The organism is Thiocystis violacea (genome assembly GCF_016583565.1).
Lineage (GTDB): Bacteria > Pseudomonadota > Gammaproteobacteria > Chromatiales > Chromatiaceae > Thiorhodococcus > Thiorhodococcus violaceus_A.
Genome location: NZ_NRRF01000072.1, coordinates 1 through 20,581 on the forward strand (window position 1 = coordinate 1; position 20,581 = coordinate 20,581).

General features: G+C 63.7%; 10 protein-coding genes and 1 pseudogene. 7 read left to right on the forward strand and 4 right to left on the reverse strand.

Annotated features, from left to right (window positions below; all coding sequences use genetic code 11):
* Positions 1-215: 215 nt before the first annotated feature.
* Both CKO23_RS20105 and CKO23_RS20110 read right to left on the reverse strand, forming a co-directional pair.
* A complete protein-coding gene (locus tag CKO23_RS20105; RefSeq protein ID WP_200334079.1) occupies positions 216-764 on the reverse strand; it encodes an HPP family protein in 549 nt (182 codons plus the stop codon).
* Between the two features lie 318 nt (positions 765-1,082).
* Complete coding sequence (locus CKO23_RS20110) at positions 1,083-2,174, reverse strand: acyltransferase family protein (RefSeq protein WP_200334081.1); 1,092 nt, start codon at positions 2,172-2,174, stop codon at positions 1,083-1,085.
* Positions 2,175-2,372: 198 nt separating this feature from the next.
* Between CKO23_RS20110 and CKO23_RS20115 the strand changes: the two genes are divergently transcribed.
* Positions 2,373-3,656, forward strand: a complete 1,284-nt coding sequence (locus CKO23_RS20115; RefSeq protein WP_200334083.1) for a glycosyltransferase — start codon at positions 2,373-2,375, stop codon at positions 3,654-3,656.
* Between the two features lie 64 nt (positions 3,657-3,720).
* Here the strand turns inward: CKO23_RS20115 and CKO23_RS20120 are convergent, their stop codons facing one another.
* Entirely contained in the window at positions 3,721-7,830 is a 4,110-nt protein-coding gene (locus CKO23_RS20120) for a PAS domain S-box protein (protein ID WP_200334085.1), read from the reverse strand.
* A 474-nt stretch (positions 7,831-8,304) separates the two neighbouring features.
* On the opposite strand from CKO23_RS20120, the gene CKO23_RS20125 reads away from it, so the two are divergent.
* Entirely contained in the window at positions 8,305-9,189 is an 885-nt protein-coding gene (locus tag CKO23_RS20125; RefSeq protein WP_200334087.1) for an HDOD domain-containing protein, read from the forward strand.
* Between the two features lie 404 nt (positions 9,190-9,593).
* The gene (locus CKO23_RS20130) at positions 9,594-17,399 is read left to right on the forward strand and encodes a DUF4347 domain-containing protein (RefSeq protein WP_200334089.1); all 7,806 of its coding nucleotides are present in this window, start codon (positions 9,594-9,596) and stop codon (positions 17,397-17,399) included.
* A gap of 487 nt (positions 17,400-17,886) precedes the next feature.
* On the opposite strand, the gene CKO23_RS20135 is transcribed toward CKO23_RS20130, so the two are convergent.
* Positions 17,887-18,570 carry a sulfotransferase family 2 domain-containing protein gene (locus tag CKO23_RS20135; RefSeq protein ID WP_200334091.1) on the reverse strand — a complete coding sequence of 228 codons (684 nt, stop codon included), beginning with the start codon at positions 18,568-18,570 and terminating at the stop codon, positions 17,887-17,889.
* Between the two features lie 131 nt (positions 18,571-18,701).
* Here CKO23_RS20135 and CKO23_RS26940 point away from each other — a divergent pair, with 131 nt between their 5' ends.
* The 4 genes and pseudogenes from CKO23_RS26940 to CKO23_RS26955 form a co-directional block, all read left to right on the forward strand.
* Positions 18,702-19,169 (forward strand): transposase DNA-binding-containing protein, encoded by a 468-nt coding sequence (locus CKO23_RS26940; RefSeq protein ID WP_440870587.1) that lies wholly within the window; start codon positions 18,702-18,704, stop codon positions 19,167-19,169.
* 39 nt (positions 19,170-19,208) lie between these two features.
* Complete coding sequence (locus tag CKO23_RS26945) at positions 19,209-19,358, forward strand: hypothetical protein (RefSeq protein WP_440870588.1); 150 nt, start codon at positions 19,209-19,211, stop codon at positions 19,356-19,358.
* A gap of 30 nt (positions 19,359-19,388) precedes the next feature.
* The gene (locus tag CKO23_RS26950) at positions 19,389-19,616 is read left to right on the forward strand and encodes a hypothetical protein (protein WP_440870589.1); all 228 of its coding nucleotides are present in this window, start codon (positions 19,389-19,391) and stop codon (positions 19,614-19,616) included.
* A 225-nt stretch (positions 19,617-19,841) separates the two neighbouring features.
* Positions 19,842-19,955 (forward strand): annotated as a pseudogene (locus tag CKO23_RS26955) (IS4 family transposase); the annotation flags it as partial.
* Positions 19,956-20,581: the final 626 nt, after the last annotated feature.

A 20,581-nucleotide genomic window follows, 5' to 3' on the forward strand; every position in this document is an offset into this window, starting at 1 on the left:
ATCCGAAAAAGCCGCATCTGTCCGTCGCGCGCTTGCTCGCACAGCGTCAACAGCCCAAGACGCCCTCCCTGAAGCGGGGGGAACGGCGTCCGATGATTTGCCACGAATCGTGACCTTCACAGCCATGGAGGTATACGACCACAGCCGAGTCTGCTAGCCAGAGTTCGCACTCGAAACCGCCCGCTGCCAGAGCGCTCACCAAGCCCATCGACCAATCAAAGCCAAAACTCGGGATAACGCCGGGTGTGCGGGATGTTGTTCACCAGGAGCGCAACGACGAGCAGGATGAGCGGCGATAGGGTTGCCGGAATCAACACGAAGAGATAGCCCAGGGCATGGACCTGCTCCGAGCCAATGACCGCGATCAGCGCCGTCGCGCCACCTGGCGGGTGGAGGGTCTTGGTCAGATGCATGACGGCGATTGCGGTGGCCACCGCAAGCGCCTGCGCGAGCCAGGGGTCTTGATGCAGCAGCTTCCAGCAAGTCACGCCGATCAGGGCGGAGAGCAGGTGCCCGCCGACCAGATTGCGGGGCTGGGCCAAGGGACTGCGCGGGGCGCCGTAGAGCAGCACCGCCGAGGCCCCGAGCGAGCCCATCATGAGCGTGGCGTCACCGGCGGAGAAGAAGCGGTGATTCAACCAGGCGACGGCACCCATGCCGATGATGGCACCGACCCACGACCAGATGACCTCCGCCGCGCTCACACGTGGAGGGCTGCCCCGCGTCGTGCCGCGCATCTTTTGCAGGTAGTCCAAGATGCTCATACACCGCCACCAAGATCGCGGGAGACAGGAAGCCCCTTGCAGGGGCAATCCGGCGGTCTAATCGCCATGCGCGACAGCGGCCAGGGTGCGCCTATCGCATTTTCGGATCGCGCGATTCGCGACCTGTCCTGCACCGCGACGGACGCTGGCGCCCAATAGACGTGAACTGGATCGCTTCGCATGCCCCAGAAACCTCCCGCGCCATCGGACGCACATCCATCGCGGCTCATCCTCGCGCACCGACAGCGCGCACAGGCGGTTCAGATCGACCTCCACCCCAGATCCCAGAAGCCAGTCCCCGGCTCCGACGCCGCTTGGTCACAGCGACCCATCCTGCCGCCTGAGCGCCGAATCGCCAACGACGCCGGCAGAGGCCGCGGGCGCGGCGACAGCGCGCACGGCGGCGACATAATGGCTGCCGCGCAGCAGAAACCGTTTCTCGACCAGATGCCACAGCGCCATGGCGCCGAGCCCCGTCAGCAGGATCACGACCGCGAAGTAGACCCAGGGATGCGCCTGCGGCCAGCTTCCAAGCAGCAGCAACTGGATGATGGGGAAATGCAGGATGTAGACCCCGTAGGAGAAATCGCCGTACTTGCCGAGGTTGCCGACATAGAGAAACAGCCCGAAGAAGACGACGAGCGTCGCCAAGGCGAAGGGCTCCAGCAAGGGCAGCGGACACAGCCGTGTCGCCAGGAGGATCGCAACCGCGACCACGAGGAAAGGCACCAGGCGACGCTCGAACAGCGGCAGATAGTAGTAGAGAAAGGCGCCAGCCATGAAATAGCACAGTTGCCCCGGCAGCTGCCGGCCAAGCTCCGCATAGAGTCCGGAGCCGGTCCGCTCCGCGGCGAGCGCAAACAGCTCCGCGTAGGCGACGGAGCCGCCATAGACCAGTAGCAGCACCAGCAATCGGTTCGAGCGCCTGAACACAGCGACGAAGAGCGGGACGCTCAGGTAGAAGGAGACCTCGATCTTGAGCGTCCAGAGCGCGCCATTCACCGCGGCCAAGGGATGGGACTCAAAGACGCCCGGCAACGTCTGATGCAGGAAATTCAAGAAGCTCAGGTTCGCCAGCACGTAGGCAACCCAGTCGCTCGAAAAATAGTCGCCGAGCCGCTGGCGACTGACGGCCGCCAATCCGAAGGCACAGAGCATGACCACGGTGAAATAGGCCGGATAGATGCGTCGGATCCGTTTCACCGCATAGGCCCGCAGCGACGATGAACGCTCGTAGCTCATGAAGATGAGAAAGCCGCTGACGACGAAGAAGCCCTTCACCGCCACCGTCGAGGAGAGCAGCCGCGCTACCCCGCTCAGCGACTCGAAACCGGAGAGCTGATAGGCATGGGTCAGGCACACCGTCGCGGCGAGCAGAAGCCGAATGAGGTCGAAGTTGTTCTGGCTCAATCTGGGATGATCGTCGCGCCGCACATCCAACTCCTGGGCAAGGGCTACCGATGCCGGTTGCCGCTATTGTAGCCGGATCCAGCCGGCGCACCGGGTCGCGCGGCTCTTCAGACAGGCCAAGGCAGCCGCCGAGGAAGACCCTTGCCCAAGCGTCGCGACCCGCCCGACCGACATCCACCACCACGACCGGGACCGCACATGAGCCGTTTTCTCTTCTCGACCATGGGATCGCTCGGCGATCTGCATCCTTACATCGCCATTGCGCGCGCCCTGATCGAGCAGAACCACAGCGCCGTCATCGCAACGGCGGAGCACTATCGCGGCGCCGTCGAAGGCGCGGGCATCGAGTTCGCACCGGTCAGGCCCGATGTCGCCGATCTCGGGGACTATCCACGGCTGGTCGAGACGCTCTTCGATATCCGGCGTGGACCCGAGCATCTGATCCGCCAGGTCGTCATGCCCTACCTGCGCCCCGCTTACGCATCGCTCATGGCGGCATCGGCCGATGCGGATCTGCTCGTATCGCACACCCTCGCCATGACCCTACCCATCGTCGCCGAGCGCCGCGGCCTGCCCTGGGTCGCGACCGTGCTCGCACCCATGAGCTTCATGTCCGCCTTCGATCCCCCGCTGATCGCCACCCAGCCCTGGCTGCAAAAGCTGCATGGATTCGGTCCCTGGCCGCACCAGCTGGCATTCTGGCTATTCAAACGGAGCATCTGGGGCTGGGAGGCTCCCCTGCGCGCGCTCCGCGCGGAGCTTGGCGTCTCCCCGCTGAGGCGGCTGGCGCTCTTCGAGGGACAATTCTCACCGCATCGGAATCTCGCGCTCTTCGACGCCGCGCTGGCCCGGCCTCAGCGGGACTGGCCGCCGCGGACCCACATCTGCGGCTGTCCCATCTATGACGGCCAGCCTGAAGACGCGGCGCTGCGTGCCGAGCTGGACGCCTTTCTCGCCGAAGGAGAGCCTCCCATCGTCTTCGCGCTGGGATCCTCGGCAGTCTGGATCGCCGGAGACTTCTGGGAGCACGCCGTCAGCGCGGCACGCCAACTGGACCGGCGCGCCCTCCTCATCACCGGACCCGCCACGCCCGAGAACCTGCCCGATGGCATCCGCGCCTTCCCCTACCTGCCCTACTCGCGCGCCTTTCCCCGCAGCGCGGCCGTCGTGCATCAGGCCGGCATCGGCACACTCTCGCACGCCATGCGCTCAGGCCGCCCGCAGCTGCTGGTGCCCGTCGCTTTCGATCAGCCCGACAACGCGCGCCGCGCGATTGCCCTGGGTGTGGGCCGCAGCCTGCCATTCCGTGCGATCACAGGCGCCCGACTGGCCGAAGAGCTGCGGCGATTGCTCGATGAGCCGCGCCACACACAAGCCGCCGCCGACCTCGCGCGGCACCTGTCGGAGAAAGAGGGTGCGACAGAGGCGGCGGAGGCGCTGATCGCCTGCCTGGCGGAGGCAAGCGCTTCGGGACGAAGGTGAATCGCGGCCGCGCGAACAAGCGGGAGACGCGCGCAAACGCCTCGGCGCAGCGGCGTGGATGTCTTCAGGCAGACGCCGTAGCGCGGCCGGCCACTCGGTCGCGAGTCGCCTGCACGCGGGGCAATGCCTGTTCGAAGTCGAAGTCCGTGACCAGCGCCTCGACCACGGGGTAATCGGACCCCAGACCGGCACGCAGCAGGACGGCGTGCTCCTGCAGCAGCTTGACCGACTTGGTATCGTCCTGCTCCAAGAGCCTGACGAGCCCATCCAAGACGTCGAGCAGCGCGGTACGGTCAGGCACATCGGCCGAGGGCACGGATGCGGCCTCGACGGGAGGCGGCAAGGCCTCTCGCAGTGGCGTGAAACCGGCATCCACGGCCGCGATCATCGCTCGGACTGACTCCAGGTCCGGCTGATCGCTGGCACGGATGGCCGCATCCAGCTCGGCGGCACCTTGGGCGACCTCCGTGATCCCCAGGGTACCGGCCACGCCCTTCAGACCGTGCGCGAGCTGGCGAATCTGCTCGAAGCCATGCACCTCGAGCGCCTCGGACATGCGGGCTGGATCGCCTTCATGCGAGACGAGGAAACGGCCGAGCAACGACAGATATTTGGCGCGATTCCCACCGAGCATGGCCAAACCGCGCGGCACATCGACACCCGAGAGCCGCCCGATCCGAGCCATCCTAGCCTCAGCCTCCTGATCCGGCGCCTGACTCGCAGAGGTTGGCGCCGGCATTGGCGCGGCTGGCGCGGACCGGGGCTCAGCTGCCCCGGTCGGTGGCGGCAGCCAGCGCAGCAAGGCATCGAAAAGATCCTTGGGATCGACGGGCTTGGCGACGAAATCGTTCATTCCCGCGTCGATGCAGGCCTGGCGATCCTCGGCAAAGGCGTTGGCCGTGAGCGCCAGAATGGGTTTGTCGCGCCACCGCGGCAAACGGCGGATACGGCGCGTCGCCACCAGTCCATCCATGACCGGCATCTGCATGTCCATCAAGATCAGGGCGTACTCGGTGTTGGAGCTGGCCTTCTCCAGCGCCTGCTGACCATTCTCGGCCGCCTCGACCTCGATCCCGATGGACCCGAGGAGTTGGGTGGCCACCTCCCGATTGACGGCATTGTCCTCCGCGAGCAGGAGGCGCGTGCCCGCATAATGCGCACGCAGCTGGGCCTCGGACTCCGACTGATGAAAGGGCGAGACCGCCGCGCCGGGCTCACCCGGCGCGAGCCGGGCCGTGAACCAGAAGGTGCTGCCCTGCCCCGGCCGACTCTCCACGCCGGCACAACCGCCCATCACCTGGGCCAGCTGGCGCGTGATGGCCAACCCCAGACCGGTGCCGCCGAACCGGCGGGTGGTCGAGCTATCCGCCTGCTCGAAGGCCTTGAAGAGGCTTGACAGCCGCTCGGCGGGAATGCCGATCCCGGTATCCTCGACCTCGAACCGGACCATGAAAGGGTCCGCGTCTTCGCTGAGGACGCGCGCGCGCAGGATGATGCGGCCCTGCTCGGTGAACTTGACCGCATTGCTGGCGTAATTGAGTAAGGCCTGACGCAGCCGCGTGAGGTCGCCACGCAGCCAACGGGCGTCGCTTTCAGTCTCCAGACTGATCTCCAGGTGCTTGAGTCGCGCCTCGTCCTGAATCAGCGAACGGACCTGGTCCAGCAGCCCATTCAGGGCGAAGTCGTCGCACTCCAGCTGCAGCTTGCCGGCCTCGATCTTGGACAGATCCAGAATATCGTTGATGACGGTGAGCAGATGACGCGCCGCGCCGTCGATCTTGCTCAGCCGGTCCAGGTTCGGGGCACTCACCGTATCGCGCCTCACCAAGTGGGTGAGCCCGATGATGGCGTTCATCGGCGTGCGGATCTCATGACTCATGTTGGCCAGGAAGGCGCTCTTGGCGCGCGCCGCACTCTCGGCCTGCTCGGCGCGGCGCGCCAGTTCCGCCTCCATCTCGCGCTGCGGCGTGATATCGCGCGAGAAGCCCACGGTGCCCAACACACGGCGATCGGCGTCGAGGATGGGCGCCTTGAAGGTCTCGAACACGGCGTCCGGGCGATGTGGCAGACGCTCCTCGACCGTCTTCTGATGCCGCGTGCGGATCACCTCCTGGTCATCCGCCATGTGGGCCCGCACCGCGTCACGCGGCAAGCTGCCCAGGTCGGTCCGGCCGAGCATCGACTCCGGGGTACCGCCATGGGCGTCGGCAAAGACCCGGTTCACCGCCAGAAAACGGCCTTCCCGGTCCTTCATCCAGGCCATGTGCGGCAGATTGTCGATCAATGCCTGCAGTGCATGGGTCTTTTGGTGAAGCTCCAGGGTACGCAGCTCGACCAGTTCCTCGAGGTGATTGCGGTGACCTTCGAGCTCTTCGGCCAGGCGTTTCTTCTCGGTGATGTCTTCCTTGACTGCGACGAAATGGGTAATGCGCCCGTCCGCCTGGCGGATCGGGGAGACGATCGAGCTCTCGTGGTAGATCTCTCCGTTCTTGCGCTTGTTGATCAGATCACCCTGCCAGACCGCGCCCTGAGTGATCGCCTCCCACAGCGCCGAGAAGGTCGCGCGTGGGGTGAGTCCAGACTTGAGTAGGCGTGGGTTTTGCCCAATCACCTCCTCACGCGAATAGCCGCTCACGGCCTGGAAGGCGTCGTTGACATACTCGATCCGGCCCGCGAGATCGGTGATGACGATACTCTCCGGACTCTGCTCGACGGCGAGCGAGAGCTTGCGCAGCTGCACCTCCATCCGCTTGCGATCCGTGATGTCGCGGAAGACGCCGCGGCGGCCGAGGAACTCACCGTCAAGACCAACCACCGGGTTGCAGACGTGCTCGATCCAACGCTCCTCGCCCTCGCGGGTCAGGAGCCGAAAACTCAGATGCTCCTCGTCAGAGTTACCCGATGACAGCGAGGCGTCGCGATGGTGATGCCAGAGGTCGCGATCAGCGGGATGGATGAGACGCTCCAGCAGATCCGTGTCGGCCATAAAGTCTTCGGCGCGATAGCCCGTGATCTCGGCGCACGCGGGTGAGACGTATTGATAGCGCCCGTGCGCACCCAGCCAGTACTCCCAGTCAGGACTGTATTCCGCCAGCACGCGGTAGCGCTCGCGGCTATCGCGCAGTCGCTCTTCGTCGCGCTGCTTGTCGACATAGACGGCGATGTGCGCCGCAATGGCATCCAACAGCGACTGATCCATGGCCTGAAAGGGCCTGTGTGCATGCTGGGCGGGCGCCATGCGGTAAACGACCAGCAACTCACCAGCCTGTCCCTCGGCCAGATGCAGCGGCACGCGCTGAACCCAGGGCGTCGACCCGAATTGCGCCGTCGCGTAGGTGGCATCGGGCAAGCAGATCGCGGCTTCCGCCAACTCTGGCGACGCGCAGGCGGCGGGCAGTCGCTCGACCACGCGCTGCAGCACCTGCGCCATGGGCGCGTCGGCATGGCTGGTCTCATCCAGCACGGCATAGAGCGCCCCAAGATCCGACAGGCGGGCCTGCAGATCCGCCTCGCGCAGACGCAGCCGCTCGCTCGTCTCCACCAGAGAGCGGCGCTGCTCGACGGATTCGGTGCGATCGATGACGGCGCAGACATACTGCTCGACCTGGTCCATTGACGTGAGCAGCGCGGCGATGTGGAGATCGCCGATGAAGGGGCCGCGCGCGCCCCCGCGAAAACGAATTCCCGTCAACTCGACGCCCTGAGCACCGGCGTTGCCGTTCCAGGCGCGCATGACCCGGTCGCGATCCGCCTCGTCGATGAGCCGCGTGAAGTAGTGCTGATGGAAGTGCGTATGCTTGAGACTGAAGAGCCTCTGCGCGGCCAGGTTCGCCTCGGTCACCAGACCGCGGTGATCGACGACCAGTTCGGCGACGGGAAGGCTGTTGAAGAAGGCCGTGAAGCGCTCGAGCGCGCGCTGGTTTTCCTCCTGCGTGCGCTGCAGCTCCTCGTTCTGGATCTGCAGCTCGGCCTGGTAGATCCGCAGACTCTCCACCACGGCCGCCACGCCGACGTCCGCCTCCTGAAGCACCTCGTCGGCGATATCGAAGCGCCCGCGCTGCAACGCATCGAGAGCGCGCGCCTTGATCTCCTCCGCGGAGGCGTCGCACCAATCCGCATAGGCGGATTTCGCGACGAGTTCTGGACGATCCGAGCCTTTCTCTCTTGTGCTCATCTGCTGCAAGCGGTCGAGGGACCGCAAAGACCCGTTAAGGACGTCAAAGACCGCGCGAGTCGACCGGGTGATGGGCAGCGCGCTCTGCGCGCAAGATGGCTGTCGATTGCGGCGATTCGAGCTCGCGCTTGGGTGCTCAAGTCGGTGTCCACCATACCGTCTATCATAATCCCTATGACCGCTGCGGAGCGGGATCCTTTTGGGTCTCTCGTCACAGCTTAGAGGAAAGCCAATCTAGCGTGTCCGCCACCCCAGCCGGCGAACGGACCCGCGCCACCAGCCAACAGCCAACAGCGCCCGCGCAACCCAAACCGCACATCAGCCGGCCTGGATGGCCGCCCAGAAAACCATCCTGAGAACGGCTCCACAAGATCGAACAGCCAAGCTTGGGTCTGAGTCCCAGTGGGTTTATAAGTAAGGAGTGAAATGCTTCCAGTAGCCTCCCGAAGAGCAGTAGCCTCCCGAAGAGCAGCAATGACGACTCACACCAAACCTTCCTCGCGCTCATCGAGCGCCAGTCTTTACCCCTCGAAAGCCGCGCTCGAATCCGCTTTCGCCATCGCGCGCAAGGCCAAGATCCCCCAGATGCCTGACGTCGTGCTTGCACTGCGCAAAGAGGTCAACCGACCCGAGCCGGACCTCGCGGTCGCCGCCGAACTCATCGCGCAAGACCTCGCGATGACCGGACTGCTCCTCAAGACCATCAACTCACCCGCCTTCAGCCTCGCGACCAAAATCTCCAGCGTACAGCAGGCAGCGTCCCTGATCGGATTGAAACGGCTCAACAACCTGGTGAGCGCCGAGGCCGTCAACCAGCTGCTCGGACCACAACAGGGCTCGATTCGCGTGATTTGGGAGTCGATGCTGGAGGAGGCCCGCCTCATGGCCGCCATTTCGCACGCCGTTCCTGACATCAGCGACGACGAAGCCTATCTGTACGGCATCATGCACGATGCCGGCGCCCTCATCTTCGCCTCGCTCTCAACGGACTACGGCTCGATGTGGAGCCTAAACAGCAGCACCCCGCGCGAGCTGCTCGCCTATGAGAAGCACACCATGGGCGTTGAGCACACCGTCCTCGGATTCCTGCTCGCCAGCCACTGGCAGCTGCCCAACCACATCGGGCTCGCCATCTGCCACCACCACGCCCCCGGACACCTCAATGCCGAGGATACGCGGGTAAACCACCTCGTCGCACTGGCCAAGTTCGCCCACTACCTCATCGCGCTCTCCCAAGGCACCGAAGAGCTCCCGGACATGCGCGCCTATCGCGAAGAGGCCTGGCAAGACCTCGACATCAGCGAAAAGGACTGGACGGATCTGTGTACGAAAGCGACGGAAGGCGGGTTCAGCACGTAGCCGAGGCCGGGCGGGAGGCAGTCTCGCAAGCGGGACCGATAAGGCCGCGCCGAATGCGACCTGGCGTGTCAACGACCATCGAGCCATCAGCTCAGCGCTAGTCGCGGCCACCGTACGGCCGGATTCGAGTGGCTCGTGTGACCTCAATGCCCTGCGTTCCGGAGAGATGAGATTTCCTGGATTTTTCAGTCCTAAGGAAACTGTGATCGACCTCTCACGACGGTTTGCCAGTCCTCGAGTACGCTTATTCCGATTTCGGCGAGCGGCGCGCACGGCATCCGATTAGCACGAATGGTGTCCGATCGTCGCGCTGGGTCCAGCCTAGAAAGAGGGATGCTCTCAGGCGTCCCGCCAGCGCCTTCAGCTCAGCTGACTCACAGCCCTAGCCTTCAGCGAGGAATCTCATGTCTTCCAACACCTCCACCACCAATCCGTCCAGCGGCATCTATTTCATCGCCAGCGATCTCGCCGATCTCGACACCCTGTTGCTCGGGCTGCCGGAGGGCGCCGAAGTCCATCGGGTCGACCCGGCCGAAGACGGTCTCGCGCAGATCCTGGCCGCGCTGGAGGGCAGAGTGGGGGTGGGCGCCATCCATGTCTTCAGCCACGGTGGCTCCGGATACCTGAATCTGGGCATCGACAGCCTCGACGCCGAAACCCTGTCGGCGCGCGCGGATGATCTGGCCACGCTCGGCCAAAGCCTGGGCGAGGATGCCGACATCCTGCTCTACGGCTGCAATGTGGCGGAGGGAGACGCCGGGGCCACCTTCATCGAGCGCCTGGCCGAGCTGACCGGCGCGGACGTGGCCGCCTCTGATGATGCGACTGGCGCGGCGAGCCTGGGCGGGGATTGGGAACTGGAGGTGCAGACCGGGGCTATCGAGAGTCTGGCGCTCGATCCAACCGCCTATCAGGCCGTCTTGGCTGCACCCGCAATAAACGGCCTGAGCACGGTTTCCTTCTCGGAGGGTGATTCACCCATCATCGTCGACAGCGACATCAGCTTCTCCGGGGGCTCGGATTTCGGTGGCGGCTATATCCGCTTCAGCGTCGCCAGTGCGAATGCCGGCGATCAATTCGCCCTGACCCAGGGCAATGGCATCACGATCAGTGGCTCTGCCGTCTATTCCTCCGGTACCTTCATCGGAAGCATCGACGCCACACGCAATGGTCAGAATGGTCAAGACCTTCAAATCAACTTCGAGTCGGACTTCACCAATCCGTCGTTCGAGGATGGCGGCGTCACGGGATGGACCATCGGTACGCAGCGAGTCATCCTGGGCACAACGGTGATCAATGGCCACCTAACGCCCGATGATACAACGGATCCTCCCAACTCAGGGAATGATGCCGGCGGCATCAGCTCGATGAACTACAACTACGAATGGTCGACGAGCGAGCATACTGACGGGGCCGCCTCACTACGTCTTTACAACTCTGGTCAAACACAATCTGGCTATGACGTTGTACATGGGCCTTATGCCTATTCCAACAGCTTTGCCGCGAACGCTGGAGACACGCTCTATTTCGACTGGCGGGCCTTAGCCGGCGGCGATGCCTACGACGCCTATGGCTACATGATGAAATCCGATGGTTCGCAATACGTCAAGGTGCTCGATGCCACCGGCGCGAACGACTCGGGTTTCACCAACTGGACAACCGCCAGTGTGAACGTGCCAACGAGCGGCGATTGGTACTTCGTATTCGTCGCTGGCACCTACGATTACACCGGCGGGATGGCAGTCGGCGGTTCGCTGTATATCGACAACTTCAAGGTATTCGGCAATACGGTGAACGATTCGGTGCTGGATACCCTTGCCCGCCAAGTCACTTACCAAAATACCGCAGTGGATTCGCTGCTTTCCAGGACCATGACGGTTTCGGTGGCGGATGGATCGAGCAATCTCAGCTCGGCCAACAGCACGATCAACATCACCCAAGCCAACAATGCACCCAGCTTAACCGGCCCCGCCACGCTGACTGCGGTCAATGAGGACGTGACAAGTCCGGCGGGCAACACGGTTGGCAACCTCTTCAACGGACTCTATTCGGACCCGGATACGGTCTATGACCCAGCCGACACCCTGGGCGGCATCGCCATCGCCGCCGATGGCAGCAACGCGGCCCAAGGCACCTGGGAATACAGCACCGACGGCTCAGCCTGGCACGCGGTCGGCGCGGTCTCCAACACCAGCGCCCTCGTGCTGAGTAGCACCGCATCGCTGCGCTTCGTACCGGCGCAGGACTATGACGGCACGCCGGGCGACTTGTCGGTCCATGCGGTCGACAGCTCCTATGCCGGCGTTTACACCAACGGCACCTCTCGAAGCACCTTCGACACCACGACCGACGACAGCAGTTCGTCGGTGTCCGCGGCGGCCGTGACCCTGGGGACCTCCGTCACAGCCATCAACGACGACCCCACCGCCACGGGCGTGCCGACCGCCGCGATCGACGCGCTCGAAGACACGCCGGTCAACGTGGATCTCTCCTCAATGACGCTCGCCGACGTCGACGCCGGCAGCAGCGACATCACGATCAAGATCGGCGCGCCTGCGGGGACGCTCTCGGCGAGCGACGCCGACGGCGTGGTGGTCGGCGGCAGCGGCACCGGCAACCTGACGCTCACCGGAACCGTCGCCGAGATCAACGCCTATCTCGGCAACGCCAGCGCCGTCAGCTACCTGGGTGTGGCCGACGCCAGTGGCCCGGTGAGCCTGAGCCTGGCGGTCAATGACAACAGCCATACCGGCTCCGGCGGTGGAACCGATATCCCGCTCGGCGGCGGCAGCCTCACTGTCGATATCACTGCGGTCAACGACGCCCCCGCGGGCGCTGACAAGACCCTGACCATCGCCGAGGACGCCGCCTACAGCTTCATGGTGGCGGACTTCGGCTTCACCGACGACCAGGACGGCGACGCTCTGCTGGCCGTGACGATTACCTCGCTCCCAGCCAACGGCGCCCTGACGCTCGATGGCAACGCAGTCAGCGCCAATCAGAGTATCGCGGTCGACGACATCAGCAACGGTCTCTTGGTCTTCACCCCAGGTGCGGAGGAGAGCAATCCCAGCGGCTATGCCGACTTCACCTTCCAGGTGCAAGACAACGGCGGCACTGCCAATGGCGGTGTCGATCTGGACCAGAGCCCCAACACCATCACCTTCAACGTGACATCGGTCAACGACGCCCCGACCCTCAGCGGCACCGGCAACGACCTCAACACCATCACCGAAGACGACACCGCCAATGCCGGTCAAGCCGTCTCCGCGCTGATTGCCACCCTCAGCGATCCTGATGGTCCCGGCGCCGGCATCGCCATCCATGGCGCCACCATCGATGGCGGCGGCACCTGGCAGTACCAGCTCGATGGAACCGGAAGCTGGGTCAACTTCCCCGGTGTGTCGAACGCCAGCGCCCTGCTGCTGGACCAGGCCGACCTGGTGCGCTTCGTCCCAGACGGCGCCAACGGCACCAGCGCCAGCTTCGACTACTACGCCTGGGATCAGAGCGTCGGCAGCGGCAGCGCCGGCGACAGCGTCGACGTCACCACCCGCGGCACCACCACCGCCTTCTCCGAGGACGGCGATACCGCCAGCATCCTGGTCAGCGACGTCGCCGATCCGCTCAGCCTCGACCTCGACGCCAATAACTCCACCGCCAGCGGCGACGCCTACCTCACCACCTTCAAGCCGCGCGGCAGCGAAGTCGCCGTGGTCGACAACGATGTGAGCATCAGCGACGTCGACCTCGACGGCGGCCAGCCTCAAGGCATCAGCAGCGCCACCGTCACCATCACCGAAGGCGCCTTCGACAACCTCTTCGGCACCACCTACGAGACCCTAAGCGCGCGTGCCGCCGGCGCGGGCAGCAGCGCCATCACCAGCTTCACCGCCCCCTCCAGCGCGACCCTGAGCATCAGCGGCAATGGCAGCACCTCCGTCACCATCAGCGGCGCCGGCACCTGGGCGGACTACGAGGCCGTGCTGCAGACCCTCTTCTATAACAACGCCAACGTCAGCCCCGTGACCGGCGACCGGGAGATCACCGTCAGCGTCACCGACAGCGGCGGGCAGAGCACCAGCGCCCTCACCACCGTGCAGGTCCCCTGGGTGCCGGTCATCGACCTCAATGGTGCGAGCGACACCTCCACCAACCGCGACTACACTACCACCTATGCCGAGGATGCCCCGGGTGTCGCCATCGCCACCCCCACGGCCACCATCACCGACCAGGACGGCAACCTCGCCAGCGTCACGCTCACCCTCGACGATCCGCTCAACGATGGCGCCGAGTACCTCTACCTGGATCCCGCACAGATCGCTCAGTTGGTCGCCAACGGCATTACCCTGAGCGGCAATGAGACCCACAGCCTCACCCTCACGGGCGATCGCGACGCCACCACCTTCCAGTACTTCCTGCGCGGTGTGAAATACCTCAACACCGCCACCGACGCCGATACCAGCGCCGACCGCAGCGTCACCGTCAGCGCCGTCGACGCCGACGGCAACACCAGCGTCGACGCCGTCACCACCATTCAGATGCAGCCGGTCAACGACGCCCCCGAGGGCAGCGACGCCAACGCCACCATCGCCGAGGACGCCAGCTACACCTTCGGCGTCGGCGACTTCGGCTTCAGCGACCCCAACGACACCCCGGCCAACGCCCTGCTGGCGGTGACCTTCACCACCCTGCCCGCGGCCGGCACGCTGACCCTCGAGGGCGTGGCGGTGAGCACCGGGCAAAGCGTCAGTGCCCTCGATATCGCCGCCGGCAAGCTCGTCTTCGCCCCCGCGGCCGATGCCAGCGGCGCACCCTACGCCAGCTTCACCTTCCAGGTGCAGGATGATGGCGGCACCGCCAACGGCGGCGTCGACCTCGATCCCAGCGCCAACACCTTCACCCTCAACGTCACCGCCGCCAACGATGCCCCGGTGCTCAGCGGCAGCGGCAGTGACCTCACCCCCATCACGGAAGATGAGCTCAGCAACGCCGGCCAAGCGGTCTCTGAGTGGATCGCCACGGTGAGCGACCCCGACGCCGGCGCCCAGCAGGGCGTGGCCATCTATGCCGCCAACAACGCTGGCCCCGGCGACGGCACCTGGCAGTACAGCGTCGATGGCGGTGCTTGGACCAACTTCCCGAGCCTGGCCCAGACCGCAGCACTGCTGCTCAAGGCGAGCGACCTGGTTCGCTTCGTCCCCGACGGCGAGAACGGCACCAGCGCCAGCTTCGACTACTACGCCTGGGATCAAACCAGCGGCGCGGCCGGGACGACGGCCGACGTCACCACGCGCGGGGATGCGAGCGCCTTCTCGCTCACTGGCGATGCCGCCAGCCTCACGGTCAGCGATGTCAACGACGCCCCCACCCTCGACCTCGACGACGATGATTCCAGCGGCGCTGGTGATCCGGACTTCATCACCCTGTTCCGTCCGCGCGGCGAGGCGGTGGCGGTCGTCGATAGCGATATCGATATCGATGACGTCGACTTCGGCGACACCCTCAGCGGTGCCACCGTGGCGATCACCGACGGTGACCTCGACAACGACTTCACCCTCCAGGAGACCCTTACGGCCCAGCTCGGCGGCAGCCCCATCACCAGCTTCAACGCCCCGTCCGGGGTAAGCTTGAGCGTCAGCGGCAACGGCTCGACCCTGATCACGATCAGCGGCACAGGCACTCAGGCCGACTATGAGGCCGTGCTCCAAACCATCGTCTACAACAACATCAACCCCTCGGCCTACTCCGGCGACCGCGAGGTCACCGTGACCGTCACCGACAGCGCCGTCACCGAGCCGGGCGAGCCGCTCAGCGCCATCGCCGTCACCACCATCCAGGTGCCCTGGACCCCGGTCATCGACCTCAATGGTCCAGCCGTCGACGGGCGCGATCACAGCGTGACCTACACCGAGGGGCGGAGCGGCGTGGCGCTGGCCACCGCCGACAGCACCATCACCGACCAGGACGGCAACCTGAGCACGCTCACCCTGACGCTGACCAACGGCGATGGCGGTGCACCGGTCGATGGGACGGCCGAGGCGTTGTTCGTCGATCAGTCTCTCATCAATGCGCTCACCGGATTAGGCATCACCACCAGCGTCAGCCCGGACGGCTGGGGCGTGACCTTCACGGCCACCCCGCCGGCCGGCCTGGATGCCACCTTCTTCCAGCTCGCCCTGCGCGGGGTGCAGTACCGCAACACCTCCGACGCCCCGAGCAGCGCGAGCACCCGTCTGGTGCAGGTCGAGAGCCACGACGCCGATGGCCATCTAGGCTTAGGCGCCACCACCACCATCAGCCTGGTCGCGGTCAACGACGCCCCGGGCGGGGCCGTCACCATCGCCGGCACGCCCGCCGAGCTGCAGGAACTCAGCGCCAACATCACCACCCTCAGCGACGCCGATGGCCTCACCGGCGCGGCCTACGCCTACCAGTGGCAAGTCAGCAACGACGGCGGGAGCAACTGGTCGGACGTCAGCGGCGCGACCGCCGCGACCTATACCCCCGATGACACCATCGGCGGACAGCAGGTGCGCGTGGTGGTCAGCTACACCGACGACGCCGGCTTTGCCAACAGCCTGCCCAGCACCGGGGTGGCGATCACCAATGTGCGCGATACCATCACCTTTACCCCGAATGCCGACACCTACAACGGCACGGACATCGGCGAGCGCCTCTATGCCCTGGCCGGCGACGATGTGATCAACGGCTATGGCGGTGATGATCTCATCGACGGGGCCGAAGGCAACGACAACCTCGCCGGCGGGCCCGGCAATGACACCCTGCTCGGGGGCCTCGGCAACGACCGCCTCGGCGGCGGCTTCGACGATGACATCCTCGACGGTGGCGAGGGCGATGACCTCTTCGCGGCCAACCCCGCGGGCAACGACACCCTCATCGGCGGCAACGGCAATGACACCGCCGACTACAGCGCCTCCACCGATGGCATCACCATCGACCTCAAGCTGACCACCGCCCAGCGCGTCAGCACCTACAGCGGCACCGATATCCTCTCCGGTATCGAGAACCTCATCGCCACCGCCTACGCCGATACCCTGCTCGGCGATGACAATGCCAATCGCCTCAGCGGCGGTAACGGCGATGACTTCATAAACGGCTACGGCGGTGATGATGTCATCGACGGCGGCGCCGGCGACGACAACCTCGCCGGCGGGCCCGGCAATGACACCCTGCTCGGGGGCCTCGGCAACGACCGCCTCGGCGGCGGCTTCGACGATGACGTCCTCGACGGTGGCGAGGGCGATGACCTCTTCGCGGCCAACCCCGCGGGCAACGACACCCTCATCGGCGGCAACGGCAATGACACCGCCGACTACAGCGCCTCCACCGACGGCATCACCATCGACCTCAAGCTGACCACCGCCCAGCGCGTCAGCGCCTACAGCGGCACCGACACCCTCTCCGGTATCGAGAACCTCATCGCCACCGCCTACGCCGATACCCTGCTCGGCGATGACAATGCCAATCGCCTCAGCGGCGGTAACGGCGATGACTTCATCAACGGCTACGGCGGTGATGATGTCATCGACGGCGGCGCCGGCGACGACAACCTCGCCGGCGGGCCCGGCAATGACACCCTGCTCGGGGGCCTCGGCAACGACCGCCTCGGCGGCGGCTTCGACGATGACGTCCTCGACGGTGGCGAGGGCGATGACCTCTTCGCGGCCAACCCCGCGGGCAACGACACCCTCATCGGCGGCAACGGCAATGACACCGCCGACTACAGCGCCTCCACCGACGGCATCACCATCGACCTCAAGCTGACCACCGCCCAGCTCGTCAGCGCCTACAGCGGCACCGACACCCTCTCCGATATCGAGAACCTCATCGGCAGCGCCCACGCCGATACCCTCAACGGCAGCGCCGTGGCCAATGTGCTCACCGGTGGCGCCGGAGCCGACCGCTTCGTCTTCGATGATGCCCTCGGCGGCGGCAATGTCGACACCCTGCGCGACTTCACCAGCGGCGAGGACGTCATCGCGCTCTCAGCGGCGGTGTTCACCGCCTTCGCCGAGCAGGTCGGCCAGCAGCTCGGGCTGAGCGATATCCTCATCTACAACAGCGCCAACGGCGTGCTCTACTACGATGAAGATGGCGCCGGCGGCGGCGGCGCCACGACCGTCGCCATCATCGGCGACACCACCCATCCCACCACCCTCGGCGCGGATTTCCTCATCATCGCCTAGGCACCCGCCCCCTGACCCTCCCGGCGCCCGCCGGGAGGGCTGCGCGCACTCGCCGCACCTTGCGGTCTGCCCCGTGAGCCCTGAACCCAAGTCCGATAATTGGAACTGGAAATGCGCAAGGGACACGAAGAAAAGCAATGATTCTGGATGAATATCGTCTTTTCATCTATCAAGAGGAATCCGGCGGACTTCAATATTTATAGATTTATGATTTTTAAATCTAAAATAGTTGAAGTGAATTCAAGCATGCTCATGATCGATGGAATATCTATACATCGATTGCGATTTGGCGCTGTGATCTCGCGCACCCTGCGGTGAGCAGCACGCAGCTCAGCCAGCTCTTCATCGCTCAGTCGGTAGTCGTTTATTCCGTGGAGATTACCATGAGAGCGAGGCAGTTAACGAGGGAACCTGAGCCGAAAATTTGTATGAGACGGGCATATCAAATAGCCGTACTCGCTATCAGCTGCCACAGTGCAAGTAAAGATTATGGCTCGCGCGGATAACAAAAATATTCAAACTCAAAGTCGAACCATTGAATAACCTTCTGAGTTGCTACGGAATCATAGTACAAATGTCTGTCTATCTTACATGGACGCGACCCCGCTTTAAGATACATCAGCCGCTCCGCTCTCCACGGGACACCAACCCTTTCACAGACAAATTGCATACCATCGCAAAGACTCTCGTAACGAATAAAGTAATCGAGAGCAATCTCACCATCTATAAGATACTTATCACGATCAAAAACCATTCTTGCATCTATATCTTCAGCAAAGGTCTTTTCCTCCAGCCAATCACGAAAATCAGTGATCCTGTCATCCTCTCGCATCTCACTCGGCATCTTATTACGATTGAACCAAAAATAAGCAGACAACATCTTATCAAACGGATTTCTAACCACAGTGAACTTAAAATAACTGGACCATAAGCGAGACCCTATCGCGTTCTTAATCGCACCTGCGCTCATGTGGTTAAAAAACGTCTTTCCATCGCGAATCGCCCCTCGATAACCGACAATTCCCGCGTCAGCGCACGATTCGCCCCTACTTTCTAAAAACTTGTAGGCACCTTCTGGAACGCAAAACGGTTCAAAAAAACATTCTACGCTGGTCCCAGCAGTTTTCACCGTCTTCGTGAAAATGAACGCATTTCTATGGCTAACAAGCATGGCATTAATGACCAAGTGCAGTGTAAGGAAAGCACAGATAACGTTTGCTCATTCATACCGCGTGTGGCTTACCCCACTCCATTACACAAAACTCTGGGCGCACGGTTTAGAGTCTGGTTTTCTGAGACATTTTGGAACTGAAGATAGGCAGGGCGGCGAACGAATGCGCATCGATCGATATGCGCCGCGAGCGACTGGCGATCCAGGTGATCGAGCGCCTGGCCGCACATCCAAGTGCCAGCATTCGCGGGGTCTGCAGTGACTGGGCGGAAACGCAGGTCTCCTGTCCCTTCCTTGGCAACGACGCCCACGACCGGCAAGACATCCTGGAGTTGGATCGTCAGTGCACTCAGGCTCGCATGGCCACCCATCCGATGGTGCTGTGCCTGCAGGACACCACGGAGTTGGACTTCAACGGCCGGGCGATCGAATGCTTGGACCCCTTGAGCTACGAGGCCCAACGCGGGATGTACCTGCATCCGACTCATGAGGTGCGGCCCGAGCGTGAGTCGCTGGGCATCTTGGATACCTGGATGTGGGTGCGAGAATTCAAGTATGCCGATGGCAACCGTCCCGTCGTTCCGGAGAGACTGAGCTAGAAAGAAAGCCATGAACGGGTCGCGGAACTGGCCGCCGAGTTGCCCAACACCCGCCTGGCCTACTTCGCTGCTTGCAAGGCCGACATCCTCGAGTGGACGGCGGCGCGTTTGCGAAGTCTGGGCACACCAGCCGACTGGATGGTGCGCGCCGAGCGCAACCGGGCCCTGCCCGAGATCAAGAAGCTGTGAGTCACGCTTTTGGAGAGGACGCCGCGCGAGGTGCGGTTCAGCTTGCCGGCGGGACCTGGACGCCGTGCGCGTGAGATCCGACAGGAACTCTATGCCCAACACGTTAGTCTTTCGAGCCGTCGTGACGCCACCTTGGAGGTCACCTGCGTCATCGCCCGCGAGGTGGACGCTCCACCCGGCATCAAGGCTATCGAATGGCATCTGCTCAGCAACCGCCCAGTCGAGACGCTCGTGGCCTTCGTCGACCTGGTTGATTGATACCGGGCGCGCGGGCAAATCGAGATGCTGTTCCTGGCACTCCAGAAAGGTTACCGCACCGAGGCCCTGCAACTTAAACCGCGTCCAGACCGAGAAACGTAGTTTTTTCGAGACCGGTGCCGCCTAAAATTGCGCATCCCGCTCTGGTCGGGGTTTAGAACCATGGAGCGCTTGGAGCGGGCCTTTGCCCTGCTCCTGTTGGTCAGTTGGCGTATCGCCCGACTCATGCCTCTGGGGCGCACCGTCCCCGATATCGACGCTAGCGTGATGCTGAGGACCGAGGAATGGCAAATGGCCTACATCCTGGCCGAAAAGCCGGCGCCCAAGAAGCCTCCTCGACTCAACGAGTTGCTGCGCCTGATAGCTCGCCAAGGTGGATTCCTCGGGCGCAAGACGTGGAGGCGAGCCGGGCTTGAAGACCATCTGGCTCGGCCTGCAGCGCATCATCGACTTCGCGGCCGGGGTCAAATACATTACCACCCACCACTTCTCGAACCGCCGTTCTGAGAGACTGATCGGGAAGCACTAAACGATTAATTCGTCCTAGCAATTCATTACCCTGGATGCACCATTGTCGTCGTTCGAAAAAATGATACGTTATGAAGTCAAATACACCAGGAAAGCTCATCACTTATGAACATGTGTGGAATGGAATGCTGCTAGCATTACTTGTATACCGCCATGAAAAGGGCCGTCTCAAGGCAAGATCTTAGCTTAGCGCAGATTCGCTCAGACCGTTCTCTTGTAAAACAGAGCGAACATACTCAATCACTTCCGTGTCGCGTTCCTGAGCCCTATGTCGCGGATGCAATAAAGTCACCACTGGGGTCTCCACTTAACCGGAGTAAACTCCAAGGGTGACTTACCCTCATGCTGGCGTTGATTATCCGCGGACTGCGGGCGAGTTCCAGTCCTGGTTTCGCACCGATGCGGACTGCCTCGACTACCTGGAGTGGCTCCGGTGG